Origin of the sequence: Pelomonas lactea, assembly GCF_043555885.1 — a bacterium.
Lineage (GTDB): Bacteria > Pseudomonadota > Gammaproteobacteria > Burkholderiales > Burkholderiaceae_C > Pelomonas > Pelomonas lactea.
In genome coordinates this window covers 184,100-195,194 of record NZ_JBIGHX010000002.1, presented here as the reverse complement: position 1 = coordinate 195,194, position 11,095 = coordinate 184,100, and the positions used below count along the sequence as shown (strand labels likewise).

7 protein-coding genes are annotated in these 11,095 nt (G+C 68.2%); 2 read left to right on the top strand and 5 right to left on the bottom strand.

Annotated features, from left to right (window positions below; genetic code table 11):
- Positions 1–2 precede the first annotated feature (2 nt).
- Positions 3–179, top strand: a complete 177-nt coding sequence (locus ACG04Q_RS05230; RefSeq protein ID WP_394509817.1) for a hypothetical protein — start codon at positions 3–5, stop codon at positions 177–179.
- A 790-nt stretch (positions 180–969) separates the two neighbouring features.
- On the opposite strand, the gene ACG04Q_RS05225 is transcribed toward ACG04Q_RS05230, so the two are convergent.
- The gene (locus ACG04Q_RS05225) at positions 970–1,401 is read right to left on the bottom strand and encodes a hypothetical protein (protein WP_394509816.1); all 432 of its coding nucleotides are present in this window, start codon (positions 1,399–1,401) and stop codon (positions 970–972) included.
- Between the two features lie 208 nt (positions 1,402–1,609).
- On the opposite strand from ACG04Q_RS05225, the gene ACG04Q_RS05220 reads away from it, so the two are divergent.
- Entirely contained in the window at positions 1,610–2,644 is a 1,035-nt protein-coding gene (locus ACG04Q_RS05220; protein WP_394509815.1) for an integron integrase, read from the top strand.
- 19 nt (positions 2,645–2,663) lie between these two features.
- Here ACG04Q_RS05220 and malQ read toward each other — a convergent pair whose 3' ends face one another.
- From malQ to ACG04Q_RS05200, 4 genes are read right to left on the bottom strand one after another with little or no spacing between them, the layout of a single operon-like run.
- A complete protein-coding gene (gene malQ / locus ACG04Q_RS05215; protein WP_394509813.1) occupies positions 2,664–4,175 on the bottom strand; it encodes a 4-alpha-glucanotransferase in 1,512 nt (503 codons plus the stop codon).
- Entirely contained in the window at positions 4,172–6,250 is a 2,079-nt protein-coding gene (gene glgX, locus ACG04Q_RS05210) for a glycogen debranching protein GlgX (protein WP_394509812.1), read from the bottom strand. The genes malQ and glgX overlap by 4 nt, the downstream gene beginning before the upstream one ends.
- A gap of 11 nt (positions 6,251–6,261) precedes the next feature.
- Positions 6,262–8,439 carry a 1,4-alpha-glucan branching protein GlgB gene (gene glgB, locus ACG04Q_RS05205; RefSeq protein WP_394509811.1) on the bottom strand — a complete coding sequence of 726 codons (2,178 nt, stop codon included), beginning with the start codon at positions 8,437–8,439 and terminating at the stop codon, positions 6,262–6,264.
- A gap of 2 nt (positions 8,440–8,441) precedes the next feature.
- Entirely contained in the window at positions 8,442–10,913 is a 2,472-nt protein-coding gene (locus ACG04Q_RS05200; protein ID WP_394509810.1) for a glycogen/starch/alpha-glucan phosphorylase, read from the bottom strand.
- Between the last annotated feature and the right edge of the window lie 182 nt (positions 10,914–11,095).

Below are 11,095 nucleotides of genomic sequence, written 5' to 3'. Positions count from 1 at the left end.
CCGTGGTCGCGCGGGCCCTGCCGGTCCAGGCGCGATCGAATCACAACAAGGCCACCTGTGCGCTGGCCAACAAGCTCGCGCGCATCTGCTACGCCACGCTGCGCGACCATGAAACGTTCGATGAGAAGGCGGCTCTTGAAAGGAAAACTCGGCGCCAGAGCTTCGCCATGCCGGCCTGAGCGCCGGCCCTCGATCAACAACCCAGTTTCTTCCACCACTTGCGATGGGTCTGATCGACCCTCATGGCCAGCCGGGAGCCCTCCCACACCGCGCGACGCCGATAACTCTTCCGGCAGCTTTCTTGCCTGCCGCTTGCAGCGTGTGGCGCCGCGGTGACGCAGATTCCATGTCGGCACGGGACATCACCGATCCCACTCCAGATGCCGGATATACGACTGCAGGTGCCTCTCTCAGCCAGCCTACATCGATCAAGCCTTTGATCTTGTGGGGGAGTCCATATAGGAGTGGTTAGGCGTCTCCGCGGTGCTACCTGAAGTACCAAGCCTATGCACTACTGCGCCCGCAGCGGCGGCAAGCGCGGCCGGAAGGGCAAGGATAGCCAGGACCTGCAATGGTGCGCCCGAGTGCTTGCCGGTGCCTCCCGGAAACAGAACGAAGTACAAGAAAAACCAAGGGGCCGAGGTTGCAAGACCACAAGTTCCAGCGAACAAAAGACGGCTCTCTTTTCCGAACCGGCGTAGCAACCAGAGTGACGGGAGAACGAAGAAGAATAGGGTTGCGTAAGAGAGAGGTAGGAGCAGAACAATCAAGGAGATTGCTTCGCTACCTACACGGAGGGATGCCAGGCTAGCCACAGCGAGCGAAACGAGAAATGGCGCAGTGCCCACTGCGACTACCTGTTTGCTCTCTTCGGGTGACCACGATTTTGTCGACATGAATGACGCCTAACGCGAAAGCTCAGCGGGTGGCGAAGCCGTCCGCTGGAGCGAAGGGTTGGGCAGCACGGTGCTATTCGACATTGCTACCTTTCAGCCACCAACGCATCGTCTTTGCCGCAGCTTGGTGGCGAGAATCCTCGGCGCCCGTTTCGAGCCGGCGGAGCGCTTGAATAACGGCCTCCTCGCCGCACCGGTCAGCCAAGAAAAACGGAAGTTCCTCGATGCTTAGGTTGTACGCAGGCAGCACTGCTTCAAGCGCAGCTTGTAGATCTACAGATGCTTTCGGTTTGAGCTTTGCGAGCAGCCGTCCCGCGAGCTGTTGCTTCTGGTAGTTCGACTCGCCGACGGCACTTCGTGAGAACACAAGCAAGAGCCCATCCGCTACTTCCGCCGCATTGCAGGCCGCTAGCTGCTTGGCGAGCAGCTTGAATTCCTGCGTGTTGCCAGAGCCAAACCTCTCCGCGACGGCGACGACTCGATCGTGAATGAGCTCACTATTCATGCTGCCCAACGTGTTTTCGGGAGACACCCGACGCCGCCTAAGCAGGCAGGCTGCGCCCTAAAAACGCGGCCGCCCCCACGCGCAAGTGCTTGATTCATCAAAGCCCTCCCTGGCTTGACTGTATTTTTATACAGCATTAAATTTCCAGCAAAAGCGGCGCGCCGTTACAAGTTCTCGCCGAGGCTGCGCGCCCGCTAGGAGGCCGATGATGCCAGCCCCACTGCCCGCGTTGCCACCTCGCAAACACCTGCGACCCAAACGCGCCATTGAGCTGCCGCCATTGCGCTCGACGCGGGTGCTGGACCAGTTGCGCGAACGCCTCAGGCTGATGCACTACAGCCTGCGCACGGAAGAGGTATACGCCTACTGGGTCAAAGCTTTCATCCGCTTCCACGGCCTGCGGCATCCGGCGGAACTGGGCGGGCCGGAGGTGGAAGCCTTTCTGACCTATCTGGCGGACGTGCGCTCGGTGGCCCCGTCAACACACAACCAGGCGCTGTCGGCGCTGCTGTTCTTTTACGGCAAGGTACTCGGCCAGGACCTGCCGTGGCTGAAGGAGATCGGCCATCCACACCAGCATCGCCGGTTGCCGGCGGTGTTGACCGTGGAGGAGGTGCGCCAGGTGCTGGCCGGCCTCGACGGCGAGCACGGACTGCTGGCGCGCCTGCTCTACGGTACCGGCCTGCGCATCAGCGAGGCGCTGCAGTTGCGGGTCAAGGACATCGACTTCGGCCTGCGCGCGTTGATCGTGCGCGAGGGCAAGGGCGCCAAGGACCGCGTCGTCATGCTGCCGCAGTCGCTCGTGGCCGACCTGCATGAACAGTTGGCCAGGGCCCGCCTCGTGTGGGCGGGCGATGTGGAGGCCGGCACTGCGGGCGTCGAGCTGCCTCACGCGCTGGAGCGCAAATACCCCCGCATGGGCGCGAGCTGGCCGTGGTTCTGGGTGTTCCCGCAGGATCACCATTCCACCGACCCGCGCAGCGGCGTCGTGCGCCGGCACCACCTGTACGACCAGACCTTCCAGCGCGCGTTCAAACGGGCCGTGCTGGCCGCCGGCATCGCCAAGCCGGCGACGCCGCACACGCTGCGGCACTGCTTCGCGACTCACCTGCTGCAGTCCGGCAGCGACATCCGCACCGTCCAGGAACTGCTGGGGCACGCGGATGTGGCCACGACCATGATCTACACCCACGTGCTCAAGCTCGGCGGCGGCGCGGTGCGCAGCCCGCTGGACACGCTCTGAGCGCCGGCCGGCGCGGGGCTCAGGCCGGCAGCTTCAGCAGCTCGAACGGCCCGCGGCCAGCTGCGGCGGTGATGAGGCCCAGCACGCGGGTCGGCTCGGCGCCGATCCAGTCCCAGCGGAAGCGCCAGCCCCAGTTGCCGCCCAGCACGCCGGGCACGTTCATGCGGTGGTGGCTGTCGAGGCCGAGCACGTCCTGCAACGGGTAGACGGCCATGTTGGCCACCGAGTTGGCGCAGGCCCGGATCATGGCCCAGTGCACGTCGTGCTCGCCGCAGGCGAGGTAGGAGCCGGCGAACGCGCGCTCCCTCGGCTTGGCCTGGTTCCACCAGCCGCGCACGGTGTCGTTGTCGTGCGTGCCGGTGTAGGCCACGGCTGCGGTGGGCCACATGTGCGGCAGGAACTCGTGGTCGCCCTCGGCACCGAAGCCGAACTGCAGGATCTTCATGCCGGGGAAGCCGCAGCCGTCGCGCAGCGCGTGCACGTCGTCGGTGATGAAGCCCAGGTCTTCGGCCACGATGGGCAGCGGGCCCAACGCCTTCCTGATGGCGTCGAACAGCGCCATGCCGGGGCCGGTCTTCCACTCGCCGCGCTTGGCGTCGGGGCTGTCGCCGGGGATCTCGTAGTAGCCGGCGAAGCCGCGGAAATGGTCGATGCGGAAGACGTCGGCCTGGGACAGTGCACGTTGAACGCGCGCCGTCCACCAGGCGTAGTTCTCTTCGGCCATCTTGTCCCAGCGGTACAGCGGGTTGCCCCAGCGCTGGCCCAGCGGGCCCAGGTCGTCGGGCGGCACGCCGGCAACGACGGTGGTCTGGAAGTTCTCGTCCAGGTAGTACAGGTCGGGGCGCGACCAGCAGTCGGCGCTGTCGTGCGCGACGAAGATGGGCAGGTCGCCCATGATGTGCACACCGCGCTCGTTGGCGTAGGCCTTCAGCGCACCGATCTGCACGTCGAACTGCCACTGCACGAACTGCCAGAAGGCGATCTCGTCGGCGTAGTCCTTGCGGGCCTGGGCCAGCGCGGCGGGGTCGCGGCGCTTCAGGCCCTCGCTCCATTCCCACCAGGGCTGGCCGTTCAGCGGCGAGCGGATGGCCATGAACAGCACGTAGTCGTCCAGCCAGCTCTGCGCCTCCAGGCACCACTTGGCAAAGGCGATGCGGTCGGCATCCGCGGCGTTGGCGAAGAAGCCCTTGGCCGCGGCGCGCAGTTGCTGCTCGCGCCACGGCGTGACCTCGCCGTAGTTGACCAGCTCGGCGTTGAAGGCCGGCACGGTCGGTGCGCTGAGCCAGCCTTTGGCGATCAGCGGCTCCAGCGCCACCATCCACTGGCTTCCGGCAAAGGCGGACACGCCCTGGTAGGGGCTGTCGCCGGGGCCGATGGGCGTCGTCGGCAGCAGCTGCCACACGCGCTGGCCGGCGGCCTGCAGCCAGTCGACGAAGCGGTAGGCGTCGGGGCCGAAGTCGCCCATGCCGTGCGGGCCGGGCAGCGAGGTGATGTGCAGCAGCACACCGGAAGAGCGTTGATTCAGGTTCATTGGTGTCTCAGCACGAGAAGCGAGCGGGCCGGCACGTTGAGCGGCTGGCCGGGAAGGACGAGCGGCGCGGCGGATTCGCCGCTGCTGTCGAGGATGAGCTGCCACGGCCCGTTGCACAGCAGGAAGGGCAGCGGCGTGGGGTCGGGGTTGAAGACGATCATCAGCCGCGGCGCACTGGCACCGGCCTCGCGCAGCTGGGCGCCGAAGGCGCGCTGGCCGGCGTCGTGCCAGTCGTTGGGCGTCATCTCATGGCCGCTGGGGGCGTACCAGGCGATGCTGGCCTCGCCCGGGCCGCCGGCGAACCAGCGCGGGTGGCGCAGCAGCGGCTCCTGCGCGCGCAGCGCCAGCAACTGCGCGACGAGCTCGGTCAGCCCGCCGTCGGCCTCGTCCCAGTTCAGCCAGGTGGTCGGGTTGTCCTGGCAGTAGGCGTTGTTGTTGCCGCCCTGGCTGTTGCCGATCTCGTCGCCGGCGCACAGCATGGGCGTGCCCTGGGCCAGCAGCGTTGTCGCCAGCAGCGCGCGCCGCACGCGCTGGCGGGTGGCGTTGATGGCCGCGTCGTCGGTGGGGCCCTCGGCGCCGAAGTTGGCGCACAGCTCGCCGTCGCGGCCATCGCGGTTGTCTTCGCCGTTGGCGTGGTTGTGCTTGGTGCTGTAGCTGGTCAGGTCGGCCAGCGTGAAGCCGTCGTGCACGGCAACGAAGTTCACCGACGCGGTGGGCTGGCGCTGGCCGTGGTGGAACACGTCGCTGGACGCCATGAAGCGCCGCGCGAATTCGCCACGGCCGACGCCCTGCCCCGCCTTCAGCCAGTAGCCGCGGGCGGCGTCGCGGAACTTGTCGTTCCACTCGAGGAAGCGGCCGGGGAAGCGGCCCACCTGGTAACCGTCGTAGGCGGCGTCCCAGGGCTCGGCGATGAGGTGCACGCCGGCCAGCACCGGGTCTTGCCGCAGCGCGGTGAAGAAGGCGGCGTTGGGGTCGAAGCCGTGCGAGCTGCGGCCCAGCACGGGCGCGAGGTCGAAGCGGAAGCCGTCCACGCCCATCTCCGCCACCCAGTAGCGCAGCGAGTCCAGCACGAACTGCGTGATGCGCGGGTGCGAGGCGTGCAGCGTGTTGCCGCAGCCGGTGAGGTTCTCGTAGCGGCTCCAGTCGCCCGCCACGAGGCGGTACCAGGACTTGTTGTCCAGGCCGCGGAAGCTCAGCGTGGGGCCGAACTCGTTGCCCTCGGGCGTGTGGTTGTAGACGACGTCCAGCACCACCTCCAGCCCGGCCGCGTGCAGCGCATCCACCATCTGGCGGAACTCGGCCGTCACGGCGCTGGGGTCGTCGCGATGGCGGGCCTGGGCCCAGCGCGGGTCGGGGCAGAAGAAGCCCAGCGTGTTGTAGCCCCAGTAGTTGTGCAGGCCGCGCTCGGCAAGGTGGGGCTCGGCGATGCAGTACTGCACCGGCAGCAGCGACAACGTCGTGACGCCCAGGCGCTTGAAATGCGCGATGGCGGCGGGGTGCGCCAGGCCGGCATAGGTGCCGCGCAGGTCTTCGGGCACCCCGGGCAGCAGCCGGGAGAAGCCCTTGACGTGCATCTCGTACAGCACGACCTCGGCCGGCGCCCGGCGCGGCCTGTGCGGCAACGCCTGCGCCACGGGCGGCGGCGCCACGCGCGCCTTCAGCGCCTGCGTGGCGTTGTCGCGCGTGTCCAGCGAACGGGGCCCGTCGGGGTGGCCCAGCTCGTAGCCGTGGTGCTCGGCGCGCCAGCCGAAGTGGCCCACGATCTCGCGGGCATAGGGGTCCAGCAGCAGCTTGTGCGGGTTGAAGCGGTGGCCCTGCTCGGGCGCGTAGGGGCCGTGCGCACGCAGGCCATAGACCAGCCCCGGGCCGACGCCCTGCAGGAAGCCGTGGAACACGCCGTCGTGCGGGCCCGCCAGTTCGTAGCGGCGCAGTTCGCGCTGGCCTTCGGCATCGAACACGCACAGCTCGATGCGCGTCGCCCCGTCGCTGGCCACGGCGAAGTTGACGCCGCCATCACGCGCGAAGGAGCCCAGCGGCTCGTGCCAGCCGGGTTGCAGATCAGGCAGGTGAGCCATGGACGACAGACTCAGATCGGAACAAAGAAGACGGTCGCGAGCGGCGGCAGGTTGATCGTGATGGACAGGCGCTTGCCATGCGCCGGCTGCGCCTGCACCGGCAGGCCGGCGGCCGCCACGCCGTTGCCCATGTTGCTGCCGCCGTAGTAGGCGGAGTCGGTGTTCAGCGCTTCCTTCCAGGCGGTCACGCCGTCGGGTACGCCCAGCGAGTAGCCCTCGCGCGGCACCGGCGTCATGTTGCAGACCACCAGCACCATGCGGCCTGTGCCGTCGCGGCGCACCCAGGCGTAGATGGAATGCTCGGCGTCGTGCGCGCTGATCCACTCGAAGCCGCCGGCCTCGCAGTCCAGCCGGTGCAGCGCGGAGTGCTCGCGGTACAGCTTGTTGAGGTCGCGCACCAGGCGCTGCACGCCGGCGTGGCGGTCGTCCTCCAGCAGCCCCCAGGGCAGGCTCTCGGCATGGTTCCACTCGTTGCGCTGCGCCAACTCCTGGCCCATGAACAGCAGCTTCTTGCCCGGGTGGCCCCACATGAAGCCGTAGTAGGCGCGCAGGTTGGCGAACTTCTGCCAGTCGTCGCCCGGCATCTTGGCGAGCATGGAGCCCTTGCCGTGCACCACCTCGTCGTGCGAGATGGGCAGCATGAAGTTCTCGCTGAACGCGTAGATCAGGCCGAAGGTCATCTTGTCGTGATGCCAGCGGCGGTTGATCGGGTCCTCGGCCATGTAGCGCAAGGTGTCGTTCATCCAGCCCATGTTCCACTTGTAGTGAAAGCCCAGGCCGCCCGCGTAGGTGGGCGCCGAGACGCCGGGGAAGCTGGTGCTCTCCTCGGCCACGGTGATGGCGCCCTCCACCTCGCCGACATGCTCGTTCATCTCGCGCAGCAGCGAGATGGCTTCGAGGTTCTCGCGGCCGCCGCGGATGTTGGGAATCCACTCGCCCGCGGGCCGCGAGTAGTCGCGGTAGAGCATGCTGGCGACGGCGTCCACGCGCAGGCCGTCCACGCCCCAGCGCTCGATCCAGTACAGCGCGCTGCCGATCAGGAACTGGCGCACCTCGGTGCGGCCGAAGTTGTAGATCAGCGTGTTCCAGTCGCGGTGGAAGCCTTCCTTGGGGTCCGCGTACTCGTAGATGCGCGTGCCGTCGAACTCGGCCAGGCCGAAGGCGTCCACCGGGAAATGCGCCGGCACCCAGTCCAGCAGCAGGCCCAGGCCCTGGTCGTGCACCGCCTTCACGAAGCGCGCGAAGCCCTCCGGCGGGCCGAAGCGGGCGCTGGGGGCGTACAGCCCCAGCGTCTGGTAGCCCCAGGAGCCGTCGAACGGGTGCTCGCTGATGGGCATCAGCTGCACATGCGTGAAACCCAGGTCGGCCACGTAGGCGGGCAGATGCTCGGCCAGTTCGTCCCACGTCGGGAACTCGCCGGACACGCCGCGCCGCCACGACGCCGCATGCACCTCGTAGACGCTGATGGGCGACTCGCGCCGGTTCGCGCGCTCGCGCTGGCGCGGCAGCGGCGTGGGCTCGGGCAGAGGTGCCACGATGCTGGCGTTGTCGGGCCGCAGCTGGGCCTGGCGGGCGTAGGGGTCGGCCTTCAGCGGCAGCAGCGCGCCGTTGCCGTTGACGATCTCGAACTTGTAGAGGTCGCCCACGCCGGCGTGCGGCACGAAGATCTCCCACACGCCCGCGATGTGCCGCAGCCGCATCGGGTGGCGGCGGCCGTCCCAGTTGTTGAAGTTGCCGACGACGCTGACCCGCTTCGCGTTCGGTGCCCACACGGCGAAGCGCACGCCGCTGACGTCGCCGTGCTGCACCAGGTGCGCGCCCAGGCTCAGGAAGGGCCGGAAGTTGCGCCCCTCGGCAAACGCCTTCAGCTCGTCGTCGCCGAGCTGCGGGTAGAAGTTGTACGGGTCGGCATAGACGCCCTCCCCGCCGCCGGCCCACCGCACCGCGAGCCGGTAGTCGAACCGGTGCTTGCGGCGCGGCACCTGCGCCTCGAAGAAGCCGCCGCGGCGCTGCGTCAGGTCGACGATGTGCTTCTTGCTGCCGGCATCCAGCAGCGCCACCTCGGACGCGCCCGGCAGCAGCGCGCGCACCCACAGCCGACCCGAGTCGTCCGCATGAAGGCCGAGCCGACCGAAGGGGTCGGTGTGGCGGCCGGCGAGAAGGGCGTCGAGGTCGGCTTCGGTGAGCATCGTCAGGTGTTCAGACTCTTCACGGACCAGACACGGTCCACGTACTCGGCGATCGTGCGATCGGACGAGAACGGGCCCATGCCGGCGATGTTGCGCAGGGCTCGCTCGGCCCAGGCGGCACGGTCGGCGAACAGCGTGTCGACCTTGGCCTGGGTGGCGACGTAATCGGCGAAATCGGCCATCAGCAGGTAGACGTCGCGGTGCAGCAGGCTGTCCACCAGCGCGCGGTAGCGCTCGGTGTCGCCGTTGCTGAAGACGCCTGCCGAGATGGCATCGATGACTCGCTTGAGCTGGCGATTCTCTTCGACGTACAGGCGCGGGTCGTAGCCCAGCTGCTTGATCTTGGCGACCGCGTCGGCGCGCAGGCCGAACACGAACATGTTCTCCACGCCCATGGCCTCGGCCATCTCGATGTTGGCGCCGTCCCAGGTGCCGATGGTCACCGCGCCGTTCATGCCGAACTTCATGTTGCCGGTGCCCGAGGCCTCGGTGCCGGCCGTCGAGATCTGCTCCGACAGGTCGGCCGCCGGGATGATGCTTTCGGCCAGCGTGACGCTGTAGTTGGGCAGGAATACGAGCTTGAGCTTGTCGCCCACGCGCGGGTCGCTGTTGATGACGCGGGCCACGTCGTGCGCCAGACGCACGATGCTCTTGGCCATCTGGTAGGCGGAGGCCGCCTTGCCGGCGATGATGACCGTGCGCGGCACCCAGTTGGCGTCGGGGTTGTCGCGGATGGCCTGGTAGCGGCTGATGACGTGCAGCAGGTTCAGCAGCTGGCGCTTGTACTCGTGGATGCGCTTGATCTGGATATCGAACAGGCTGTCCACGTTGACCGTGATGCCCAGCTCGCGGCGGATGACGGCGGCCAGGCGCTCCTTGTTGGCGCGCTTGACGGCGAGGAATTCCTCGCCGAGCTCGCGGTTGGCGGCCAGGGGGCTGAGTTCACCCAGCTCTGCCAGGTTCTTGCGCCAGCCGTCGCCGATGCGGCTGTCCAGCAGGTTGGACAGCGCCGGGTTGGCCTGCTGCAGCCAGCGCCGCGGCGTGACGCCGTTGGTGACGTTGTGGAAGCGCTCGGGCCAGATGCGCGCGTAGTCGGCAAAGATGGTTTGCACCATCAGCTCCGAGTGCAGCGCGGCAACGCCGTTGACGCGGTGCGACGCCACCAGCGCGAGCGACGCCATGCGCACGCGGCGCTCGCCGTGGCCGTGGCCACCCTCGTCGATCAGCGAGACGCGAGCGGCCAGCGCATGGTCGCCGGGGAAGCGCTGCTGCAGCTCTTCCAGGAAGCGGTGGTTGATTTCGTAAATGATCTCGAGGTGGCGCGGCAGCAGTTGCTCGAACATGCGCACCGGCCAGGTCTCCAGCGCCTCGGGCATCAGCGTGTGGTTGGTGTAGGCCACCGCCTGGCGCGTGATCTTCCAGGCTTCGTCCCAGCCCAGGCCATGCTCGTCCAGCAGCAGGCGCATCAGCTCGGCGGGCGCCAGCGCGGGATGGGTGTCGTTGAGGTGGATGGCGTTGGTCTTGCCGAGGTTGTGCAGCGTGCCGAACTCGCGCAGGTGGCGCGCGATCAGGTCCTGCAGCGACGCGCTGACGAGGAAGGCCTCCTGCTTCAGGCGCAGCTCGCGGCCTTGCTCGGTGGAGTCGTCGGGGTACAGCACCCAGTTCAGCGCGTCGGCCAACACCTGGTGGCGCGCGGCGCGGGCGTAGTCGCCCTCGCAGAAGGGCTTGAACGCGATGGGCGCGGCCGTGGCCTGCCACTGGCGCAGCGTGGAGACGCGGTCGCTGTGATGGGCGGGCACGATGAAGTCGAAGGCCTGGGCCTCGATGCTGTCGGCCGGCAGCCAGCGGCGCACGCCGGAGGCATCCACCTCCACGCGGCCGCCGAAGCCGACGTGGAAGCGCACGTCGTGGCGCGGCAGCTCCCAGGCGGGCGAGTCGCGCGTCCAGTCATCGGGCTGCTCCAGCTGGCGGCCCTGGCTGATGACCTGGGCAAACGTGCCGTAGCGGTAGCGCAGGCCGTAGCCGAATGAGGGCAGCTCCAGCTCGGCGAACGAGTCCAGGAAGCACGCCGCCAGGCGGCCCAGGCCGCCGTTGCCCAAGGCAGCGTCGGGTTCGCGCTCCAGCACGTCGCCCAGCGAGGTGCCCTGCTCGGCCAGCTTGGCCTCCAGCGGCTGCGTCAGCTTCAGCGCCGCGAGCGCATTGGACAGCGCGCGGCCCATCAGGAATTCCATCGACAGATAGTGCACGCGGCGCACCGGGGCCCCGTCGCCGCGCTGGGCGTCGGCCGCCTGCGTGGCGGCCCAGCGGCGGGCCAGCGTCTCGCGGCAGGCAATCGCCGCGGCATGCAGCGCGGCCTGCGGCGTGGCGCCATGGCTGGATTGAGACAGCTCGCGCTCGTAGGCAGCCTCGAACGCGGCGCACAACGCCTGGTGTTCGGCCTTGTCTGCAGCGGAGAGGGCAGTTGTCTTCTTCATCGCGGTGGACGCCTTGGGGCTGGGCTTGCGTTGAACGGAAGTTCGGGTTGGGGTGTTCATCAGTGCCGACCCCCGGCAACGGGGGCAAGAATGCTACTCGACGGGCAGCGTTGGACGAAGTATCGGCCAGCCAGGGCCAGTTGTGTAGTTTGACTACATCGGGAAAACCCGGTGACTTTTAT